Source organism: Ruegeria sp. BE9 (assembly GCF_056538765.1).
Genome location: NZ_JBQFTS010000003.1, coordinates 204,888 through 226,123, shown reverse-complemented (window position 1 = coordinate 226,123; position 21,236 = coordinate 204,888). Strand labels below are relative to the sequence as shown.

The 21,236-nt window shown below is 57.6% G+C and carries 21 protein-coding genes; 14 read left to right on the top strand and 7 right to left on the bottom strand.

The window, feature by feature from the left end; all coding sequences use genetic code 11:
• Positions 1-39 precede the first annotated feature (39 nt).
• Positions 40-618, top strand: a complete 579-nt coding sequence (locus ACR0EO_RS12030; protein WP_480690176.1) for a DUF1285 domain-containing protein — start codon at positions 40-42, stop codon at positions 616-618.
• Here ACR0EO_RS12030 and ACR0EO_RS12025 read toward each other — a convergent pair.
• Complete coding sequence (locus ACR0EO_RS12025; RefSeq protein WP_480690174.1) at positions 615-1,550, bottom strand: DMT family transporter; 936 nt, start codon at positions 1,548-1,550, stop codon at positions 615-617. The two genes, ACR0EO_RS12030 and ACR0EO_RS12025, sit on opposite strands and share 4 nt — an antisense overlap.
• 180 nt (positions 1,551-1,730) lie before the next feature.
• Between ACR0EO_RS12025 and ACR0EO_RS12020 the strand changes: the two genes are divergently transcribed.
• Both ACR0EO_RS12020 and ACR0EO_RS12015 read left to right on the top strand, forming a co-directional pair.
• Positions 1,731-2,480 (top strand): hydroxypyruvate isomerase family protein, encoded by a 750-nt coding sequence (locus ACR0EO_RS12020; protein WP_480690172.1) that lies wholly within the window; start codon positions 1,731-1,733, stop codon positions 2,478-2,480.
• A gap of 81 nt (positions 2,481-2,561) precedes the next feature.
• Positions 2,562-2,792: a DUF2798 domain-containing protein gene (locus ACR0EO_RS12015; RefSeq protein ID WP_480690170.1), complete on the top strand. Its 231-nt coding sequence runs from the start codon at positions 2,562-2,564 to the stop codon at positions 2,790-2,792.
• Positions 2,793-2,826: 34 nt separating this feature from the next.
• Here ACR0EO_RS12015 and polA read toward each other — a convergent pair whose 3' ends face one another.
• The 3 genes from polA to ACR0EO_RS12000 all read right to left on the bottom strand — a co-directional run bounded on the left by polA (position 2,827) and on the right by ACR0EO_RS12000 (position 6,664).
• A complete protein-coding gene (gene polA, locus ACR0EO_RS12010; protein WP_480690168.1) occupies positions 2,827-5,625 on the bottom strand; it encodes a DNA polymerase I in 2,799 nt (932 codons plus the stop codon).
• A gap of 106 nt (positions 5,626-5,731) precedes the next feature.
• Positions 5,732-6,430, bottom strand: a complete 699-nt coding sequence (locus tag ACR0EO_RS12005) for a YrbL family protein (RefSeq protein WP_480690166.1) — start codon at positions 6,428-6,430, stop codon at positions 5,732-5,734.
• 54 nt (positions 6,431-6,484) lie between these two features.
• Positions 6,485-6,664, bottom strand: a complete 180-nt coding sequence (locus ACR0EO_RS12000) for a zinc-finger domain-containing protein (protein WP_480690164.1) — start codon at positions 6,662-6,664, stop codon at positions 6,485-6,487.
• Positions 6,665-6,751: 87 nt separating this feature from the next.
• On the opposite strand from ACR0EO_RS12000, the gene ACR0EO_RS11995 reads away from it, so the two are divergent.
• Positions 6,752-7,744, top strand: a complete 993-nt coding sequence (locus ACR0EO_RS11995; RefSeq protein ID WP_480690443.1) for an ABC transporter ATP-binding protein — start codon at positions 6,752-6,754, stop codon at positions 7,742-7,744.
• Here the strand turns inward: ACR0EO_RS11995 and ACR0EO_RS11990 are convergent.
• Positions 7,741-8,208 (bottom strand): DUF1203 domain-containing protein, encoded by a 468-nt coding sequence (locus ACR0EO_RS11990; protein WP_480690162.1) that lies wholly within the window; start codon positions 8,206-8,208, stop codon positions 7,741-7,743. The genes ACR0EO_RS11995 and ACR0EO_RS11990 overlap by 4 nt on opposite strands.
• A 120-nt stretch (positions 8,209-8,328) precedes the next feature.
• On the opposite strand from ACR0EO_RS11990, the gene ACR0EO_RS11985 reads away from it, so the two are divergent.
• The 3 genes from ACR0EO_RS11985 to ACR0EO_RS11975 all read left to right on the top strand — a co-directional run bounded on the left by ACR0EO_RS11985 (position 8,329) and on the right by ACR0EO_RS11975 (position 12,792).
• Positions 8,329-11,340: an error-prone DNA polymerase gene (locus ACR0EO_RS11985; RefSeq protein ID WP_480690160.1), complete on the top strand. Its 3,012-nt coding sequence runs from the start codon at positions 8,329-8,331 to the stop codon at positions 11,338-11,340.
• Positions 11,297-11,710, top strand: a complete 414-nt coding sequence (locus ACR0EO_RS11980; protein WP_480690158.1) for a group III truncated hemoglobin — start codon at positions 11,297-11,299, stop codon at positions 11,708-11,710. Before ACR0EO_RS11985 ends, ACR0EO_RS11980 begins: the two co-directional genes overlap by 44 nt.
• 146 nt (positions 11,711-11,856) lie before the next feature.
• Complete coding sequence (locus ACR0EO_RS11975; protein ID WP_480690156.1) at positions 11,857-12,792, top strand: DMT family transporter; 936 nt, start codon at positions 11,857-11,859, stop codon at positions 12,790-12,792.
• 58 nt (positions 12,793-12,850) lie between these two features.
• On the opposite strand, the gene ACR0EO_RS11970 is transcribed toward ACR0EO_RS11975, so the two are convergent.
• Positions 12,851-13,963: an S-(hydroxymethyl)glutathione dehydrogenase/class III alcohol dehydrogenase gene (locus ACR0EO_RS11970; RefSeq protein WP_480690154.1), complete on the bottom strand. Its 1,113-nt coding sequence runs from the start codon at positions 13,961-13,963 to the stop codon at positions 12,851-12,853.
• 130 nt (positions 13,964-14,093) lie between these two features.
• On the opposite strand from ACR0EO_RS11970, the gene ACR0EO_RS11965 reads away from it, so the two are divergent.
• Entirely contained in the window at positions 14,094-14,384 is a 291-nt protein-coding gene (locus ACR0EO_RS11965) for an I78 family peptidase inhibitor (RefSeq protein ID WP_480690152.1), read from the top strand.
• 60 nt (positions 14,385-14,444) lie between these two features.
• Positions 14,445-16,097, top strand: coding sequence for a DUF6504 family protein (locus ACR0EO_RS11960; RefSeq protein WP_480690150.1), 1,653 nt, complete (start codon positions 14,445-14,447; stop codon positions 16,095-16,097).
• A gap of 16 nt (positions 16,098-16,113) precedes the next feature.
• On the opposite strand, the gene ACR0EO_RS11955 is transcribed toward ACR0EO_RS11960, so the two are convergent.
• The gene (locus ACR0EO_RS11955) at positions 16,114-16,839 is read right to left on the bottom strand and encodes an SDR family NAD(P)-dependent oxidoreductase (protein WP_480690148.1); all 726 of its coding nucleotides are present in this window, start codon (positions 16,837-16,839) and stop codon (positions 16,114-16,116) included.
• 167 nt (positions 16,840-17,006) lie between these two features.
• Between ACR0EO_RS11955 and ACR0EO_RS11950 the strand changes: the two genes are divergently transcribed.
• The 5 genes from ACR0EO_RS11950 to ACR0EO_RS11930 are packed head-to-tail and all read left to right on the top strand — an operon-like array spanning position 17,007 to position 21,213.
• A complete protein-coding gene (locus tag ACR0EO_RS11950; RefSeq protein ID WP_480690146.1) occupies positions 17,007-18,341 on the top strand; it encodes an NAD(P)/FAD-dependent oxidoreductase in 1,335 nt (444 codons plus the stop codon).
• On the top strand, positions 18,292-18,837 hold the full coding sequence (locus ACR0EO_RS11945; RefSeq protein WP_480690144.1) for a hypothetical protein: 546 nt from the start codon (positions 18,292-18,294) through the stop codon (positions 18,835-18,837). Before ACR0EO_RS11950 ends, ACR0EO_RS11945 begins: the two co-directional genes overlap by 50 nt.
• On the top strand, positions 18,837-20,060 hold the full coding sequence (locus tag ACR0EO_RS11940) for an MFS transporter (RefSeq protein WP_480690142.1): 1,224 nt from the start codon (positions 18,837-18,839) through the stop codon (positions 20,058-20,060). Before ACR0EO_RS11945 ends, ACR0EO_RS11940 begins: the two co-directional genes overlap by 1 nt.
• Positions 20,057-20,674 (top strand): DUF3833 domain-containing protein, encoded by a 618-nt coding sequence (locus ACR0EO_RS11935; RefSeq protein ID WP_480690140.1) that lies wholly within the window; start codon positions 20,057-20,059, stop codon positions 20,672-20,674. The genes ACR0EO_RS11940 and ACR0EO_RS11935 overlap by 4 nt, the downstream gene beginning before the upstream one ends.
• Positions 20,671-21,213 carry a DUF3833 domain-containing protein gene (locus ACR0EO_RS11930; RefSeq protein ID WP_480690138.1) on the top strand — a complete coding sequence of 181 codons (543 nt, stop codon included), beginning with the start codon at positions 20,671-20,673 and terminating at the stop codon, positions 21,211-21,213. Before ACR0EO_RS11935 ends, ACR0EO_RS11930 begins: the two co-directional genes overlap by 4 nt.
• Positions 21,214-21,236: the final 23 nt, after the last annotated feature.

The window sequence follows — 21,236 nt, the reverse complement described above, 5'->3', positions numbered from 1 at the left end:
GATTGAAGTGTATCGCGCTGAGAGGAAATGGCAAAAGTAATGAGCGGACAAAAACCTGTGACACCTTCGCCTGATGGCCTGGCTGCATCAGTTAAAGCGGCCAAATCCAAGGGTTTACCCCCTGTTCACCTGTGGAATCCTCCGTTTTGCGGCGATCTGGACATCAAGATCGCAAAAGATGGCACTTGGAGTTATTTAGGTTCGCCCATCAATCGGTTCGAGCTTGTGAAGCTTTTTTCCTCAATTCTTAAGAAAGAAGATGGGAAATACTATCTGGTGACCCCGGTCGAAAAGGTGGGAATCACCGTCGAGGACGCACCTTTTGTGGCCGTCGATTTCGATACTAACGGTCTAGGCAAAGACCAAACCCTGAATTTTAAGACCCAAGTCGGCGATACAGCGGTGGCTGGATTAGATCATCCGATCCGAATTGTGATTGATTCAGAAACAGATGAGCCGTCACCATACATATTGGTTCGAGCGAATCTTGAGGCGCGGATCGATCGCAAGAGTTTCTATCGGCTCGTGGACATCGCCGAACACAATGGTGAATGGTTCGGCGTCTGGTCGGGAGGGCAGTTTTTCCCCCTGATCAAGTCCGAAGATTTGCCAGATTAAGCTGGTTTGGCAACCTTCCTATCCTGCGCCAGCACAACCGCCATGGCAACGATCCCCGCGCCCAGCGCGCGGGTCCAATTCCACTCTTCCCCCAGCACCAGCATGATCAGCATCACGTAGAAGGGTGCGATGTTGATATGGAATGAGGCAAGCGCCACGCCCAGTCTTCCGACTGATGAGATGAACAGAACTTGGCTGACCCCCATCGCCACCAGAGCGTAGATTCCCAGCATACCGATCTGCTGAACGTCGATGGGCGCTGTCGGCATGACCTCCATGCCCATTTGACCTGCCACGAAGAACAGCAGCAACGCTACAACCAGCCCGCCCGCAAAAGTAATGGTGCTGCGTCCGGTCTGGCTGAGTTCAGGAAAATCGCGCGCTGTCGCCATGCAGGCCCAACAGAACAGCCCGGTGGATACGATGGCACAGGCTGCACCAAGCCCCAGTTGAGCAGGAGCTACAGCGCTGGTGGCAATCAGACCACCAACAATCGAAACGATCACGCCAAAGGCAAAGTTCCACCGCAACCGGCGCGTTCCCGTCGCAAGTTCAATAAGTGTGGCAAACAACGGCGCACATGAGGCGATGATGGCCACGGTCACAGGATCGGTCATCTTTTGCGCCAGAATGATCAGGAACATGCCCACACCCAGCATTCCACCAACAAACAACGCGTGCCCCCAACGGGCGCGCAGAACACGGTTCAGGCCATCAATAAAAAGCCAGATCGGCACCATGACTGCCACGGCCAGCAACAATCTAGCCGCGAACAACGCAACCGGAGGCCAACTCTGCAACAGTACCTCAGCCGCTGGAAACCCGGCTGCCCATGTCAACATTGACGCAACAGCCAAGCCATTGCCGGACAAGGCGGAATTTCCACCACCAGACACAGAGAGAGTGTTCCCGCGCACGGGATCAGGGCTCATTGCCATGGGTTCATACCTTCTGTTGGCACGGCGCCGAAAAAATGATTCGCCGTATTCTTCGGAACGTCGCTGATTTGTTGAAAGCGATCTGGCCGATTTTCGACAATCTGTCGTTTTCAGTCCCTTTCACTGAAAACTCGGCACGGTTATGGTTCCGCTACCAACTGCCCGGGGCCACTCATGCCTAAATTTGCTGCCAATATCTCACTTCTTTTTACCGAACTTCCCTATCTGGAACGGTTTCAAGCTGCGGCTGACGCGGGATTTAAGGCTGTCGAGATTCTCTTCCCCTACGAACTGGCAGCAAAGGAAACGCGCCGCGCCCTGCTGGCCAACGGGCTCGAACTTGTGCTGATCAACGCGCCACCGCCCAACTATACCGGAGGCGAACCGGGCTATGCCGCCGTTCCAGACGGAGAGGCAAGGTTCCAATCGGATATCCGGCGCGTTCTCAGGTACGCGGACATGTTGCGCCCGGGGCTGATCCACATCATGTCAGGTTACGCCTCAGGGCCGCGTGCGATGGACTGTTTTGTACGCAACCTGCAATGGGCCGCTGATTTTGCACCTCAGCAAAACTTTACGATCGAACCACTCAACCCGGTTTCGCAGCCGGGGTATTTTCTTAACGATTACGACCTGGCGATCGAGGTTCTGGACCGCGTGGATCGCCCCAACCTAGGCCTGCAATATGACAGTTTTCACGCCCACATGATTCATGGCGACGCGCACGCTGTCTGGAACCGTTACCATCCTCGTGTGACACACGCACAGATCGGTTCTGCACCCGACCGTTCCGAACCGGGACGCGGCCCAACTGATTTCGCGTTACTCTTCGAGGCAATGGAAACAGCAGGTTACACTGGCTGGGTCAGTGCAGAATACTCGCCGTCCAAACCTCGAACGACTGAAACATTGGGGTGGTTGTAGCGTAGTCAACCGAAAACGAATTGTGGCATTTGGGCTTATAATGCCGCAAACCAACAATTCACGAACACAAGGATGCCTGCAATGATCCCTGCCCGCTTTGCCCGCGCGTTGTTCAGCCTGATCATGTCTGGCCTTATGTCCTGCATCGTGACTGGCATTGCAACGGTCAAGGCTATTGGTATGGGACCTACCACCTTACAAGATTGGTTGGCATCCTGGGCCTTCTGCTGGCCCATTGCCTTCACCGTCATCCTGCTGTTGGGGCCCGCTGTGCAACGCTTCGTCAACCGTCTGGTCAGCCCCCAAGACTGACCCGCTTCGAAGAGGGCCTGACGAGCAGCGCGCCTTAGTGTGCCTCGGCCCAGTTGGCGCCCTGTCCGGCATCCACACTCAGCTTCACATCCAGTTTCACCGCCGGATCTGACGCGCCTTCCATCACGTCGCGCGCTACGTCGATCACCTGATCCACTGCACCTTCCGCCACTTCGAACAGCAATTCGTCATGTACCTGCAGCAGCATCTTGGCGGGCAGCCCGTTGATCGCGCCCGGCATACGTACCATCGCGCGTCGGATCACATCCGCTGCGGTCCCCTGAATCGGCGCGTTGATCGCCGCGCGACGCGAGAATCCTGCATGCGGCCCCTTGGCGTTGATCTCGGGGGTATGAATTTTGCGTCCAAACAACGTCTGCACATAGCCATGCTCTTTGGCGAACGCGACCGTATCATCCATATAGCGCCGAATACCCGGGAACCGTTCGAAGTAGCGGTCGATAAAGCCCTGCGCCTCGGCCCGCGGGATGCGCAGATTGCGCGCCAGACCAAAGCCCGAGATGCCATAAATTACACCAAAGTTGATCGCCTTGGCCTGACGGCGAATGTCTGGTGTCATCTCGTCAAGCGGCACGTCGAACATCTCAGAAGCCGTCATGGCGTGAATATCCAGCCCATCCGCAAACGCCTGTTTCAAGGCTGGAATATCAGCGATATGCGCCAAAATCCGCAGTTCGATCTGGCTATAATCGAGGCTGACCATTACATTACCCGGCTCGGCGATGAACGCCTCACGAATACGGCGGCCTTCCTCAGTCCTGACGGGAATGTTCTGCAGGTTCGGATCGGTCGAGGCTAGACGACCCGTATTGGCCCCGGTGATCGAATAAGACGTATGCACCCGGCCCGTATCCGGATTGATATGAGTCTGCAGCGCATCCGTGTAGGTCGATTTCAGCTTGGACAGCTGCCGCCAGTCCAACACGCGGCGCGGCAGTTCGTGTTCGGTCGCCAGATCCTCGAGAATATCAGCCCCGGTCGAATATTTGCCAGTCTTGCCTTTCTTGCCACCTTCGAGACCCATCTTGTCGAACAGGATTTCACCCAGCTGCGCGGGCGAGCCGACGTTGAAGTTCTCACCAGCCAACTCGTGGATTTCAGACTCTAACCCGGCCATTTTCTGCGCAAAAGCATTCGACATCCGGCTTAGAACATCGCGATCGACCTTGATGCCGTGCATCTCCATTTCTTTGAGAACGGGCACCAAGGGACGTTCGAGCGTTTCATAGACTGTCGTCACTTGCACCCGGTGAAGCTGTGGCTTGAACAATTGCCAAAGGCGCAGCGTGATATCTGCATCCTCAGCCGCGTAGGCTGTGGCCTCATCAATCGCGACCTTGTCAAAGGTAATCGCGGATTTGCCCGACCCTAGCAGCGGCTTGATTGGGATTGGCGTATGGGTCAGATAACGTTCGGACAGCGTGTCCATGCCATGCCCATGCTCACCGCCATGCATCGCGTAGGACATCAGCATCGTGTCGTCGATCGGTGCAATCTCTATGCCGTAGCGCGCAAATATCTTGGCATCGTATTTCATGTTCTGCCCGATCTTTATGATCGAGGGATCTTCGAGCAGCGGTTTCAACAGTGTTAGAGCCTCTTCCAGAGGCATTTGCCCCTCGGCCAGCGCGTCCGATCCAAACAGATCATCAGCGGATCCATCGCGGTGCGTCAGTGGGATATAGCAGGCCTCACCAGCCTCGATACTCAGTGAAATGCCCACCAGATCGGCGATCATTTCATTCAGACCAGTGGTCTCAGTGTCCACCGCAACCCAGCCACGCTCATAGGCCTGATCGATCCATTTCTGCAGCGCGCCCGCATCCCGCACGCATTCATATTTTGAACTGTCGAACGGGATCGCTTCAGCCTCAATTTCTTCGGCAACAGGCGTGGGAGCGTCGGCAATGACCGGGGCCTCGGCACCCAGTTTGTCTGCAATACGCTTTGTGAGGGTGCGGAACTCCATATCTGCGAGAAAGCCCAGTAGGGTCTCGGGATCGGGGTCTTTCACTTCAAGATCGTCGAGGGTGAAATCCAGAGGTGTGTTCTCATCCAACTGAACCAACTTTTTCGACAGCTCGATCTGATCGCGCTTTTCGATTAGCGTCTGGCGGCGCTTGGGCTGTTTGATCTCTTCTGCGCGATCCAGCAGCGTTTCAAGATCGCCATATTCGTTGATCAGCAAAGCCGCTGTCTTAACCCCGATACCCGGCGCCCCAGGTACGTTATCCACGCTGTCCCCGGCCAAGGCCTGTACATCAACCACGCGCTCCGGGTCCACTCCGAACTTTTCGAACACACCATCCTTGTCGATGCGCTTGTTTTTCATCGCATCCAGCATCTCGACCCCGCCGCCGACCAGCTGCATCAGGTCTTTGTCCGAACTGACAATAGTCACGCGACCGCCGGCATCCCGCGCCTGAACAGCAAGCGTAGCTATGATGTCGTCGGCTTCGTACCCCTCAAGCTCTTTGCAGGCGATGTTAAAGGCGCGCGTCGCCTCACGGGTCAGAGGCATCTGCGGGCGCAGATCCTCGGGCATAGCCTCTCGGTTGGCCTTATAGAGATCATAAAGGTCATTTCGGAACGTATGTGACCCCTTATCAAAGATCACGGCCACGTGGGTCGGCGCGTCTGGCCCGGCATTCCCCTCGACATACTTCTGCAGCATGTTGCAGAACCCGGACACCGCGCCAATCGGCAATCCATCGGATTTCCGAGTCAACGGAGGCAGCGCATGATAGGCCCTGAAAATAAAGGCGGATCCATCGATCAGATGCAGATGACACCCTTTTCCGAAATTGCTCATGCGCGCTCTCCCTGTCGGTCAGGGACGGTTCTGCCACAGGGCCGGACGGGTGGCCAGTCAAGATCGCGCGTTGACCGTGAATCAGCGGCACGGTTTCCATGCCCAGTCAGGCGGCGCTGAACTTCCTGAGCGACTTGTCCCAATTCAACCCTGTACGCTCGGCGATCAACTGCATCTGCTTGTTCAACGAGCGATCGTTCAACTTTCGGCTCAGGGTACGCAGGGGGACAAGATTACGTTCGCCATACCCGTCAATCAGAAAAAACATGCGGGCTTGGTCACGGACCCCGTAGACAATATTCTGCTCGTGAATGTCCCGCCCTACGATTTGAAATTCGTATAGCTTATGCACAAAGGCATTGAGTTCAGCCAAAGTTTCGTTGTTCAAAAGCTGCCGTTTGCACATCCATAGAAGGTGGTGCGCAAGATCGCCATCCTCGGATTGGATCTTTTCAACGACGACCCCCGGCCCAACATTTGTTTGTGCAATTCCAAACGATCGCGCCAAAGGTAATGTTCCGATGGCCTCGCCGCTTTTCAAAGCGGCCTTCATCTCGCACTCGATCTCTTTCAGCGCGTTGCGAAAAGCAGAATCCGGCAAAAGCCGACGAACCAGTCGCTTAGAGAAGGACCGGTTCCGGCGCGTTCGCGGCCTTGTCACCTTGATCAAAAGCTCTGGTTGACCCGGGTAGGCATACACATCTCTGTGGCCACCCGTTGCAAGAAGGTCCTGATCCGACAGTTGCAAAAGCTGCACTGAAAAGAGCATCGGGCCTCCGTCCTGCACTGTGTCACCAACACTCATCCGAGCTTCGACGAATGAAAAGCCCGCAATGACTCAAGTGACTGTTCCAGCTTCTCAGCTATTTGCTTCAGTCCCCGAAAGCACGTATTTGCAGTCGCAGTAGGGACACTCGACCCAGCCGGTATCCTCGGGAATTTGCAGCCAGACGCGCGGATGGCCCAATGCACCTTCACCGCCATCACAGGCGACACGGGCAGTTTCGACGATCTTGGTTTCCGGCGCTTCGATTGTCACAGCTGGCGATCCTTCTTCGGTTGTCGGCCTCGCGGGCATACATTAGGTGCGTTTATGAGCGATGAGCAAACCGGGGGCAAGAGCCACATGAGCGATGCGGCAATCAGGATTGAAGGGCTGCGCAAGACCTATCGCGGCGGCAAGGGGCAACCCGAGAAACATGCGTTGAAAGGTGTTGATCTCACTGTCCCGCAAGGATCAGTGTTTGGCCTTCTGGGCCCTAACGGAGCCGGAAAATCTACTCTGATCAACATTTTGGCAGGCCTGGTCGTGAAATCTTCTGGCTCTGTTTCTATCTGGGGATACGACCAGGATCAGAACCCACGCCAGTCGCGCTCCGCAATTGGTGTTATGCCGCAAGAGCTGAATCTTGACCCGTTCTTTACCCCACGTGGGGCTTTAGAGGTTCAAGCCGGGCTTTATGGGGTACCCAAGGCACAACGCCGCAGCGACGAGATTCTCGCCTTGGTGGGCCTCAGCGACAAAGCCGAAGCGTATGCCCGCACCCTTTCCGGTGGGATGCGGCGGAGGTTGCTGCTGGCTAAGGCGCTGGTGCATCACCCAAAGATCCTGGTTTTGGACGAACCTACAGCCGGCGTGGATATTGAGTTGCGCCAGATGCTTTGGACCAACGTGCGCAAGTTGAACGAACAGGGCATGACCATCATCCTGACGACTCATTATCTGGAAGAAGCACAAGAGATGTGTGACGAGATCGCCATTATCAATCATGGCGAAAAGATCGCGCAGGATAGTACGGCTAACCTGCTGGGCCGCATGGATAGTCGAACCATGGTGATTGTCCCCGACAACCCAGTCGCGGAACTTCCCGCAACTGAGGGGGTCGAGGCTGCTCTGCGCGAAGACGGCAACCTTGTACTGCAATATCGCAGCGCCCAGACCAGCGCCGAACAGGTTCTGGAATCCGTCCGCTCTGCCAATATTCGCATCCGCGATGTCCGTACCGAAGAAGCCGACCTTGAGGACGTCTTCCTAGCGCTGACCTCCAGCCGCGCGGATGAACCGCCTGCGGATGATCAGGACCAGCCGCGTCGGGGTATGCACCGGGTCAAGCTTTAAGCCCGGTCAATCCGCGCATGGTAGCAATTGTTTAGCGCCGATCGGATGTGGATATAGGCGACATCTTCTCGGGCAAAGATATCTTCGGCGGCTTGGTGTAACTGTGTCTGCGGCGCGATGATCCCAGTGCCATAGACGATCCGATCATCCGACCCGTACCCCTTGATCAGATAGTTAGGGGAAGCTGTCAGCGCTTCGGGTAATTCTGCAGGCTCTTCATACCGTTCACAAGACTCTAAACAAAGGTAAATTGGCCCTGTTTCTGCGAAAGATTGCGTCTTGGGGAAAGGCCGATGAGCCAGAACCAGCATCTCTTTGCCTTCTGGAATATAGGTCAGACAATGACGGCATGGATTCCCCTGGCCGTTCGATACGACCCGCTCTGGCGGATTGCCGTAACCATCCAGGGCACCGTTCCGGTAGGCCTCAACCTGTTCGGTAGGGAGGGCAGAAATTCTAAGCATGGTATGTCTCCTTCTCTGCCTCGAACATGCCGGTCATCTTGTGCCTGGGCGACCCGTTTCCTGCGCAATGCCTCAAAGGACTCGAAAAAGAACAAAACGTGAATATAATAGTGACTCGCCATGTATGCTGAGCTGTCAATCACGTCGAATTTCACATTCCTCACCGGGGCCTCACACCCCGAGGAGTATATGGAGCGTGCCGTCACCCTCGGCCTGCCCGCTATTGCAATCGCTGATGACAACTCGGTCGCTGGAATCGTGCGCGCCCACACTCAGGCGCGCGAGATCGTCCGCAAAGTGCGTGAGAGGCTGGAGTGGGAGGCGCAGAACACGTCAGTCGGTCCGCCCTGCCCGGATCACATTCCCAAGCCGCCCTCTTATCCCATCCACGCGGTACCCCGCCTGATCCCGGCAGCGCGATTGATTTTCACCGACGCGCCCACTGTCACCGCCCTGCCCCTGAACCGGCAGGGCTGGGCTAACCTGTGTCGCATCCTATCCAAAGGTCGCTTGCGTGCTGAAAAAGGGGACTGCATCCTGCACCTGTCCGACCTGCTCGAATTCTCCGACGGCCTCCACCTGCTGCTCTGGTCACAGGTGGTCCGATCTCCGGGCGGCGCGAGCGCATGGCACACACAAGCGCAACAGCTGGCGCGCCGCTTTGCCGGGCGGATACATCTGTTGATGCAGCCTCGGTATGACGGTGCAGACAATAGGTTTTTCTATTTATTAGAGACTGAATCAAAGGAACTCAGCATTCCAACACTTGCCAGTGCTACACCGATGATGCACCACGGAGCGCGCCGCAAACTGGCCGATGTGCTGACCGCAATTCGGCTAGGCCGCAAAGTCGATGAACTGGGCCGTGACGCGCTGGCTAATGGCGAGCGGCGTCTACGATCCGAGTCCGAGATGCTGCGTATATTCAAAGGTCACGAAGGTGCTGTCGCCCGCGCCTATGAGCTTAGCGAGCAGCTCACATTCTCACTCGACGAGTTGCGCTATGAATACCCCAGCGAAGGCAGCGAGCAGGAGCCCCCTACCGAACGCCTGCATCGACTGGCCCATGAGGGGCTGAAATGGCGCTATCCGGCAGGCGCGTCAGAGAAGGCCAAGAAGATGCTGGCGCATGAGCTGACCCTGATCGGCAAGCTGAAATACGAGCCCTATTTCCTGACCGTCCGCGACATCGTCCATTTCGCTCGCTCCCGCGGCATCCTCTGTCAGGGGCGCGGTTCAGCGGCCAATTCGGTGGTCTGTTTCTGCCTCGGCATCACAGAGGTCAGCCCCGAGATGGGCACGATGGTCTTTGAGCGCTTTGTCTCCGAGGCGCGCGATGAACCACCCGATATCGATGTCGACTTCGAACACGAACGCCGCGAAGAGGTGATCCAGCACATCTACGACCGCTATGGTCGCCACCGCGCCGGTCTCTGCGCCACCGTCATCCACTATCGCGGCAAGCGCGCCATCCGCGAGGTCGGGCGCGCCATGGGTCTGACCGAAGACACGATCTCGGCGCTCTCTTCACAGCTCTGGGGGTTCTTTTCGGCCGCCGGGCTCGAAGCCCAACGCATGCGCGAGATTGGCCTCGACCCCGAGGACCGGCGCCTAAAACAGACTCTAATGCTGGTCTATGAGATCAACGGTTTCCCCCGCCACCTATCGCAACATGTGGGCGGCTTCATCATCACCGAGGGGCGACTGGACGAACTTGTCCCCATCGAAAACGCCACGATGGAGGACCGCACGGTCATCTGCTGGGACAAGGACGACATCGACAGTCTGGGCATCCTCAAGGTCGATGTCCTCAGCCTCGGGATGCTAACCTGCATCCGCAAGGCGTTCGATCTGATCACCCAGCACCACCAGACCGGCTATACGCTGGCCACCCTGCCGCCCGAGGACCCCACGGTCTATGACATGCTCTGCAAGGCCGACAGTATCGGCGTGTTTCAGGTGGAATCACGCGCGCAGATGAACTTTCTGCCCCGGATGCGGCCGCGCAATTTCTATGATCTGGTCATCGAGGTCGCCATCATCCGTCCCGGCCCCATTCAGGGCGACATGGTCCACCCCTATATCCGCCGCCGGAATGGCGAGGAGGAGGTCAGCTTCCCTTCGGACGAATTGGGTGAGGTGCTGGGTAAAACGCTGGGCGTACCGCTGTTTCAGGAACAGGCGATGCAGATCGCCATTGTCGGTGCGGGCTTTACCCCGGAACAGGCCGACCGGTTACGGCGGTCTCTGGCCACCTTCAAGAAGCATGGCAATGTCAGCGAATTCCGCGCCCTGTTCCTGCGCGGGATGGAGCGTAACGGCTATGAGGATGATTTTGCCGAGCGATGCTTCTCACAGATCGAAGGGTTCGGGTCATATGGCTTCCCCGAAAGCCACGCGGCCAGCTTTGCGCTGCTGGTCTATGCCTCGGCCTGGATCAAATGCCACCACCCGGGGATTTTTGCCTGCGCGCTGCTGAACTCGCAGCCGATGGGGTTCTATGCGCCCGCCCAGATCGTGCGGGACGCACGCGAACACGGGGTTCAGGTGCGCCCGGTCTGCATCAATGCCAGCTTCTGGGACAATGTGATGGAGCCCGATGGCCATGGCGGGTTGGCCCTGCGGCTGGGCTTTCGCCAGATCAAGGGGCTAAGCGAAGAAGATGCCAGCTGGCTCACCGCCGCGCGCGGCAATGGCTACCATCAGGTCGACGATGTCTGGCGCCGTGCGGGCCTTGGCCCTTCGGTGATCGAACGCCTGGCCGAGGCTGATGCCTTTGCCGCCTGCGACCTGACCCGGCGCGAAGCACTGTGGCAGGCCAAGGCGATTGCGACCGCAAAACCGCTGCCGCTGTTCTCGCAGGATCTGGAGGGCGAGGCACTGGACGAGCCCGAAGCATACTTGCCGCAGATGACGCTGGGTGAACAGGTGGTCGAGGATTACGTCGCCACCCGCCTCAGCCTCAAGGCGCATCCGGTGGCCTTGATACGGCACCTGCTGACACCGGAGCCGCGCGACAAAACCACCTCTGTAGCCTGGCAGCAGAAAGAGGTACTGCCCAAGAACAGAGTCGAAACCCGGGGCCGTAATGACCAGACCCACCTTGCCTCCGCGCTTTCCCGCAACACCTGACCAAATCAACGCGCAGGTCCACGCTTTCTATGCCCGAGTGCGCGAAGACACAGTGCTGGGGCCTGTTTTCAACAATCACGTACACGACTGGCCCGCACATGAAGAAAAGATCGCCGCTTTTTGGCGCAATGCGATTCTGTTCGAGCGCAGCTATGACGGAAACCCGCAACGGGTTCATATCGAACGGCCGGACGTGAAACCCGAGTTCTTTGCCCATTGGCTGGACCTTTTTGAAGAGGTCGCAACCCAGACGCTGCCCCCGGAAACAGCCACTCCGTGGGTCGCTTTGGCCCGGCGCATCGGCGTAGGCATGAAAGCGGGCGTTCAGTCCGCACGCCAACCCAAGGACGCGCCACCGATCCTGCGATGAACGCAGGTCATAGCGGTCATGCAATGTTAGCGATAAAATAGGGGCTATGCGCCTTGCCTAAATGCGTTTAGTCAGAGGCAAGACAGCCCCTCTGCGCTGCTATTGGCACATCGCCGCCACACCGATCATAACCCGAGGCCAAATCCATGAGCACTCAAAACACCACCCTCCGGGGCCTTGGCTATGCGTTTGCAGGTTTTGCGGTCTTTGCCAGCCATGATGCGCTGATCAAGGTGCTGGGTGACACCTATTCGGTAATGCAGATCATCTTTTTTGCCACGCTGTTCTCGTTTGTGCCGATGGCGGTGACAATCCTGACAGATCGCACCACCGGGAACTTCTTGCCGCGCCACCCGTGGCTGGTGCTGCTGCGGTCGACCTTGGTGGTGACGTCCATGGTCTGCGCTTTCTATGCGTTTTCGGTACTCCCGCTGGCCGAGGTCTATTCGCTGCTCTTCTCTTTCCCCCTGATCGTTACCGTCTTGTCGATCCCCATTCTGGGCGAAGTTGTCCGTGCCCAACGCTGGGCCGCCGTCGGTGTGGGCCTGATCGGGGTGTTGATCGTCCTGCGACCAGGCGCGACCGAGATCACTTTGGGTCATCTCGCCGCGCTGACGGCAGCGTTTTGCAGCGCGTTCGGTTCGGTCCTCGTGCGCAAAATCGGGAACGAAGAACGTTCGGCCGTACTAATCCTCTATCCCATGCTGCTGGCCATCGTGGTGATGAGCCTTTTGCAGCCGGCCGTCTACCTGCCACCGTCGCTACTGCATCTGGCAATGATGGCGCTGGTTGGCGTATTTTCCGTGATCGCACAGCACCTGATCATTCTCGCCTACCGGGCTGCGCCTGCGGGGGTCGTAGCCCCCAGCCAGTATAGTCAGATCATCTGGGCTACGTTATTCGGCATGATCTTCTTCAATGAACGCCCAGACGGCTGGGTTGCGGTCGGGGCTAGCATTATCATTGCGTCCGGCGTGTTCGTTGTGTGGCGTGAAAGCCGGTCAAATACATCGGCCAACACACCTGTTCTCAGAGTTCGGTCTCCTCGGTCGGATACCGGAGCTTCCAGACCCGGCCAGTAGCCAGAAAAAACGGCGCGCCAATCAGCGCGCCGTTGAAAGATAACCAAAGCTTGAAACCTTAGTAGACGACAACCGAGCGGATGCTTTCGCCCTTATGCATCAGGTCGAAGCCATGGTTGATGTCGTCCAGACCCATGGTGTGAGTGATCATCGGGTCGATCTCGATTTTGCCTTCCATGTACCAGTCGACGATCTTGGGAACGTCGGTCCGGCCGCGCGCGCCGCCAAAGGCGGTACCACGCCACGAACGGCCAGTGACCAGTTGGAACGGACGGGTCGAGATCTCAGCGCCAGCAGGCGCCACGCCGATGATGATCGACTCACCCCAACCTTTGTGCGCCGCTTCCAGAGCGGTCCGCATCACGCCAACATTGCCGGTGGCATCAAAGGTGTAGTCCGCGCCACCCTTGGTCAGGTTGACCAGATACGGCACCAGGTCACCTTCAACCTCGGTCGGGTTCACGAAATCGGTCATGCCGAATTTGGTGGCCATTTCAACCTTGGCTGGGTTCAGGTCGACACCGACGATCTGGTCGGCTCCGGCAAGGCGCAGGCCTTGGATCACGTTCAGACCGATGCCACCCAGACCAAACACGATCGCGCGGCTGCCGATTTCCACCTTGGCAGTGTTGATCACTGCACCGATGCCGGTGGTAACACCACAGCCGATGTAGCAGATCTTGTCGAACGGCGCGTCCTCACGCACTTTGGCCAACGCGATCTCAGGCAGAACCGTGTGGTTCGCAAAGGTCGAGCAGCCCATGTAGTGCAGGATCGGGTCGCCATCCAAAGTCGAGAAGCGCGAGGTGCCATCGGGCATCAGGCCCTTGCCCTGCGTCTCACGGATCGCTTGGCACAGGTTCGTCTTGGGGTTCAGACAGTATTCACACTCGCGGCATTCCGGAGTGTAGAGCGGGATCACATGGTCGCCGGGCTTCAAGCTGGTCACACCGGGGCCAACTTCGACCACGACGCCTGCGCCTTCGTGACCCAGAATGGCAGGGAACAAGCCTTCGGGGTCGGCACCCGACAGGGTAAATTCATCGGTGTGACAGATGCCGGTGGCTTTCATCTCAACCAGAACCTCACCCGCTTTGGGGCCTTCGAGGTTCACTTCCATCACTTCCAAAGGTTTGCCAGCCTGAACGGCAACGGCTGCACGGGTACGCATGGTAATTGTCTCCCAGTCAAATTTGACCCGACCCTGCGTCAAATGCAGGGTGTTTTCAACTGCCGTTTCGTGACAGATTGGCTAATGACTTGATATTGCAGAAACGACATTGCCGGAAAGAGGAGCGCCAATGCGCCGTTTTATCCTGATTCTAATCCTGTTGACCGCGTGCGCCGAGACGGCGACAGCGCCACAAGACGCCCGTCTTGGAGCCGAGGCGGCCCCGGTTGATCTGGCCTTTTGTGAGGGTGAGGCCTTGGCCGACTCCGTTGGCCAGCCGGTTTCGTCCATTCAGGGTCAACTGCCGGAACGCACACGTGTATTGGGGCCGGACGACATTGCCACGCAGGATTATCGCATCGACCGCTTGAACGTGTTCGTGAATGGTTCCGGAGTTATTCAGCGCCTGACCTGCGGGTGAGCGTGGACTCGGCAGGCGATTCTACGATAAGAACGAATGGAGAACATTTGATGTCTGCCGATGCCCAAACGCCGTATACTTTCACTTTGGTTCCCCCGTCTGGGGGCTGAACGGCTGGTCCGCGCCGCGCGGGGCCTGCAAGCTGGTCCTCTGGCTGTTGTGGCCGAGCAGGCGAACATGCAGGTCGTCACCTCGCTGAATGCCGAAGCTCAGACCGCCGGGTTGCGCGTCGGTCAGCCGGTACGCGATGCGCATGCCATGTGCGCAAGCCTTATTACCCGCCCTCGTAACGCCCCGGCCGAGGCGGCGTTTCTGACTGCGCTGCGCCGCTGGGCGGGTAAGTTCAGCCCTTGGGTCGCCGAAGAGGCCCCTGACGGGTTGATCGTCGATCTATCGGGCTGCGCCCATCTGTTCGGCGGAGAAGAGACCCTGCTAGGCGTCCTTGAAACCGACTGTGCCGATATGGGCCTGAGCGTACAGATGGGTATCGCTGATACGCTGGGTGCAGCCTGGGCGCTGGCGCGTTATGCAGGGCAAGAAGCCACGTCCGACCGCAACGGCGACGCCATCAGCCAAGAAGCCCGCGCCACTCGCGCCCGTGCCACTAAAAGACGGCACTGGACCAAAGGCGGGGCCGCGCCACAGGTGATGGCGTTGGGCGGTGGCGCGCGGATTGCAGCACCAGGGCAATCCTATGGCGCGCTCAGCCCTCTGCCCATCGCCGCGCTGCGGTTGGAGGATCAGACCGTGGCGCAACTGAATCGCTTGGGCCTTCGCCAAATCGGTGATCTGCTGGGTCAACCACGTGCCAGCTTGGCACGGCGCTTTGGACGTGGGCTGGTTCTGCGGCTGGATCAGGCCATGGGCAGCGCGCCCGAGCCGGTTTCCCCCGCGCGTCCGCCGCATCACTTTGCGGTACGGATGACTCTGCCAAACCCCATTGGGTTAATCGAGGACCTGATGGCTGCGATCGACCGGGTGTTGCCGACACTCTGCGCCAAGCTGGAAGAAAAAGGCCGCGGCGTCCGCACCCTGCGGCTTGAAGCGCATCGCGCCGATCAGGCGGCTGAGATTGTCGAGGTCGGTCTTGCGCGACCGACCTTTGACAAACATCGTATTCGCCCTTTGTTAGAGATGAAAATCGACAAGATCGACGCGGGCTATGGCATCGATATGCTAAGGCTAGAGGCAATCCAAACCGAGCCCATCCATGCCCGCACCATGACAGGCCATGCCGAGGCCCGCCGCGCCGTCCGCGACCGGTTAGAAGGCAACACGGCCGTAGATGACCTAATCGGAAAATTGGGGGCTCGAGTGGGGTTAGAGGCGATCACCCGGCGCCATCCTGCAGCCTCACATATCCCCGAGAAAACCGCCCAGACATTAGCCGCCGCATGGTCGGAACCCGCACGCGACTGGCCTGTCCCGCCGCGCCCTCGGCCTCTTCAGATGTGGCAGCCCGAGCCGGTGATGGCGCCGGAAACCCCGGATGTACCCAGCGCCTTTCGCTGGCGGGGGCGCGACTGGCAACTGGCGCAGGCCACAGGCCCAGAGCGGATTGCGCCAGAATGGTGGCTGGACGATCCCAATTGGCGCAGCGGTGTGCGAGATTACTGGGTTGTGGTAACTGAACAGGGAGAGCGGTTATGGCTGTTTTATGGCCATGGCGGCACCATGTCTGCTGGTTGGTTTTGCCAAGGGCAATTTGGCTAATACGGCTTATTAGTGTCTATTTTCCACGATACACCAGCCAGTCAGGCAGGTAATCAATTAGGCGAACAACCCACGAGAAAGGCGCAGGGAAATCGGTGCGGAAGCGGCGGCGTGACATCGCCTTGACCACCCGATCCGCCGCATCCTCAGGCGTCATTATCATCGGCATTTTGAAATTGTTCTTCTCGGTCAGCCGTGTCTTGATGAAGCCCGGATTGACGATCCGCACAGTAACCCCAGTTCCCGCAAGATCGAACCGCATGGTCTCGGCCAAAGACACCAGCGCCGCCTTGCTGGCCGCGTATCCCACCGCCTTAGGCAAACCGCGATAGCCGGAAAGAGAGCCGATAAGCGTTATATCCCCACGACCCGAACGCACAAATCCGGGAACTGTTTCACCCAAAACGCGTAACGCGCCAGTGTAGTTCACATCGGTCATCGCCAAAACGGCAGCTGTGTCCCAGTCTCCTGAACCCATCGGTTCATACGCCCCGGCGTTGTAAACCAGCCCATCAACCTCACCGGCGTCGGCTGCGGCATGGCGCACGGAATCCAGATCGGTCACATCACAAGGCACGGCCCGCGCATTGGGCAGCGTCGAACAAATCTCGGCAAGGCGATCGGAACTACGCGCAGACAGGATTAAATGTGCGCCCTGACGGCTCAGAGCCAAAGCCAACGCACGACCCAAACCTTCGCTGGCGCCGATGATCCAATAGGTTTTTCCTTCGAAGTTACTCATGCCCCTGCCGTTCATTTGATGTGTGAAGTCTTACGGCCGGGAACAGGCGCTGGATCACTTCAGCAGACGTCACGACATAGTGCGCTGAAGAAAAAAATCTAATCTGATTGATCCACCCCCGCATATGATGCGTATCCTATTGTAAAATGTCGCACAAAGAGGATGGCATGTTCGACGAAACCCGAGGCGTACGCAAGAAAATCGCAGTAGTAGGTGCAGGTATCTCTGGTCTGTCGGCTGCTTACTACCTTTCCGAAAACAACGATGTGACTGTTTTTGAGGCCGAACCACGACTGGGCGGCCACGCACGAACAGTTATGGCAGGTAAAAACGGGGACCAACCTGTCGATACCGGGTTCATCGTATTCAACTATGCCACCTACCCCTACCTGACACGGCTGTTCGATGAACTGAACGTACCTGTAATGAAGTCCGAGATGAGCTTTGGTGCCACAATTGACAATGGTCGGATCGAATACGGGCTGAATAACCTGCGGACGCTGACCGCGCAAAAACGCAATCTCGCGCGCCCCGCCTACTACAAGATGATTGCCGACATTCTCAGGTTCGGCAAAGAGGCTCCAGAGGCCGCCAAGGATGATAACACTACAATCGGAGAACTGGTGGACCAACTGCGTCTGGGTCACTGGTTCCGCCATAACTACCTGATGCCCATGTGCGGTGCGATCTGGTCCACTCCGGTAGAGTTTGTTGATCAGTTTCCGGCGAGATCGCTGGTGCAATTCTTCCGAAACCACGCACTGCTGGCCAGTGGTCGCGCCAAACAACACCAGTGGTACACGGTCAAGGGCGGCAGCATCGAATATGTTCGCCGGATCGACGCCGCCCTGCGTGCGCGCGGGTGCGAGATTCGTCTGGCTTCGCCTGTTGATCATGTTCAGCGCGACGAAACCGGAGTGAGCGTCCACAGCCAAGGACAGGTCGATCTGTTTGATGAGATCATCCTTGCAACCCATTCGGATCAATCACTCGCCATCTTGGGTGATGCGGCCACAACAGAAGAAAAGGCCGCATTAGCCTCTATTCGCTACCAGCCCAACACTGCTGTACTGCATTGCGACCCGCGTCAAATGCCGCGCCGACGCGCATGTTGGTCCAGTTGGACGTATCGCTCGCAAGCCGGGAATGTAGGCGTCACATATTGGATGAACCGTTTGCAAAACATTCCGGACAGCGACCCGCTGTTCGTAACGTTGAACGCATCCTCAGAAATTGCGGCGGATAAAATCTATGATCAGGTCGAATTTGCCCATCCGGTATTCGACAAAGCGGCCCTGAAAGCACAGGGACAAATCCGCGAAATGCAGGGACAGAACCACACTTGGTTTGCCGGTGCCTACAATCGGCATGGTTTTCACGAAGACGGGATTGCCAGCGCGATGCATGTCGTCGAGCGCTTGAACGGCACCCCGCAAACACTCGGAGCTGACAATGGCATTCTTTCAAAAGACCCGGCCATCCCTGCCTCGGTCGACATCTAACGTTCTGCGTACTGCGCTGCTGTCCATCTGCCTACTGGCCCCCACTGGGACACTGGCATCATCCGGCCTGAATGAACTGGGCGATCCGCAATTGCGGGGTTCAGCAACGTTTCGATATCTTGGCTTGCCGCTGTACGATGCGCAGTTGTTTACGCCAGGGGGTGCAGCATTCAGTTGGAATGATGATTTCGGACTACAGCTGCAGTATCGACGCAACGTGACGCAAAAGGCGCTGGTCAACTCGACGTTAGACGAGATGCAGCGGATCGGCCGCGCGGCACCTGTACGCAATCAGTTACAAGCCTGCTTCAAGGCCGTCAAAAAGGGAGATCGCTATCTGGCGGTGTCCGAAGGGCCTGACAAGGTTTCCTTTTGGCTGAACGGCCGCAAAACCTGCACGATGTCCTATCCCGGAATCAAGCGCAGTTTCATGTCTGTTTTCTTAGGTGAGAACACACGTTCTGCGGCGTTTACACAACGGCTCCGAGGGCAGTGATGCTATACCCGCGAGTCAGCCTCTATGCGTTGATGTTGGCGGCGGCGGGCATCCCTCTTTACATCCATCTGCCGCGCTTTGCTGCCGTGAATCTTGGTATCGGGCTGGGTGTGATCGGAACCGTTCTGCTGGTTATTCGCATTGTCGATCTGGTGCAGGATCCGCTGATCGGGTGGGCCATCGACCGTTGGCCTCGGGCGCAACTCTTGTTTGCCGCTGCTGCTGCGATTGGTTTGGCAATCGGGTTTCCGTTATTGTTCGGCCTCCCCGAAGGAGCGAGTGTCGCCGTATTAGTATCTGTTTTGGTACTTCTGTTCTCGGCCTATAGCCTAGGTACGATCCTGCTTTATGGCCGTAGTGCAACGTTGGCCAAACAAGCTGATGCCAAAGAACTGATGAAGCTGGCCGCATGGCGCGAGGGCGGGCAGTTGACCGGAGTTGTACTGGCCGCAAGCACCCCCGCCTTGTTCGTAGCCTTCGGAGCCAGCGCGCAAGGATACCCGGCGTTCGGTCTGTTTCTGGGCTTGTTGGCCATTCTTACTCTGATCCTTACCCTCCCGATCTGGCGTCGCACCCCGATAACAGGCGAAGGGCTGTCCTTCTCTGGCTTAGGACAGGCAGGTGCTCTGCGCCTTCTGTTTTTGGCGCTGGTTAACAGTTTGCCAGTAGCGATCACCTCAACCCTATTTTTGTTTTTTGTTGAGGACCGTCTGCAACTGCCGGGAAAAGCCGGGCCACTGCTGATCCTCTTTTTCCTAAGCGCCGGCGCCAGCGTTCCGCTTTGGGCAAAGCTCAGCAACCGGATCGGGCCAAAGCAAACCCTGATGATTGCCATGCCTTTGTCGATAGCGGGCTTTATCGGAGCGGCCACACTATCCGCCGGAAACCTGACCGGATTTGCGGTGATTTGTCTTACGTCCGGCGCGGCGCTTGGGGCTGACATGGTGGTGCTGCCGGCCATGTTCTCGGTAGTGCTGACGCGCGCCGGACTGAATGCCTCAGCAGCCTTTGGCATCTGGTCCTTTGCAGGCAAACTGGGCCTTGCGCTTGCTGCCTTTTTTACACTGCCGCTGCTTGAACGCAGCGGATTCAATCCCGGGCATTCAAATTCGGCAGAGGCGTTGCGCACACTCAACCTCGCTTATGCCGTTCTGCCCTGCATCCTTAAACTCGGAGCGTTTGGACTGGTCCTGACGCTGCCTACGGAGGTCTCAGCCAAATGACGTTTGTAGCTATTCTCCTGCTCACCATCCTTGCTCTGGTCGTAGCCCAGCGCCGCTTCCTAAGCTTCCGGTCACAGTCGCCCAAAGACTATTCCGGGACCGGACCAGACTTTAAGATGAAAGAAAACCTGAACGGTGAAATTCTGTCCGAAGGGTTGATCTATGGACCCAACGGCAAGATGTCGAACAGCTTTGTTGCCCGCATGGTCGGTGAATGGGACGGCAACAAAGGAACGCTGGCCGAGTACTTCACCTATTCCAACGGTAAGAAGATGACCCGCAAATGGTACCTTACCTTGGGCACAGGCAACACATTCACTGCGATGGCGGATGACATCGTAGGCGAAGGTCTGGGCACCATTTCAGGCTCTACCGTTAAGCTGACTTACCGGATTGTTTTGCCCGAAGACGCAGGAGGGCACACGCTGGACGTAACCGATTGGATGTATCTGACCGAAAACGGCGTGATTATGAACAGATCCGAGATGCGCAAATTCGGCGTCAAGGTCGCCGAACTGGTTGCCACTATGCGCCCTGCGCCCGAGGCGAAGACAACCCATGTCAGCGGATCAAACGGATACGACGCCACCGCCGAAACAAGGACATTGCAATGATTGCGCGTCGCTATCTGATTGCCGCCCTGGCGATCCTGGGGCTTGCCGTTCTGGCCGCGTGTTCAGCCAAGCCGCGGGTGCCAAAGTCCTTTCTGTCTGACAGGCAGTTGAACCTCGAAGAGTTTTTTGAAGGTAAGACAGTTGCTTATGGTCAGTTTCAGGACATTCTCGGAAATGTTCCCCGTCGCTTTACCGTTGAAATTGACGGCAAATGGGATGGCGATACCCTGACCTTGGTTGAAGATTTCGTTTATGACGACGGCACAACCGAACAACGTATCTGGACCTTGACGAAAACTGGCCAAGACACGTGGACCGGAACCGCACCCGGCGTTCTTGGCACAGCCAGCGGGATCGAGCGCGGCGACACCTTCAACTGGAAGTACAAGATCGACCTTCCGGTTAAGGACGGCACCATGAGGGTCAATTTCGACGACTGGATGTGGCTGTTGGAGGATGACCGGTTGCTGAATCGCGCCTATGTCTCGCGCTATGGCGTCCGACTGGGTGAGGTCATTCTGTTCTTCGAAAAGCTTTAGGTCGGGCATCATCCGGACCACAA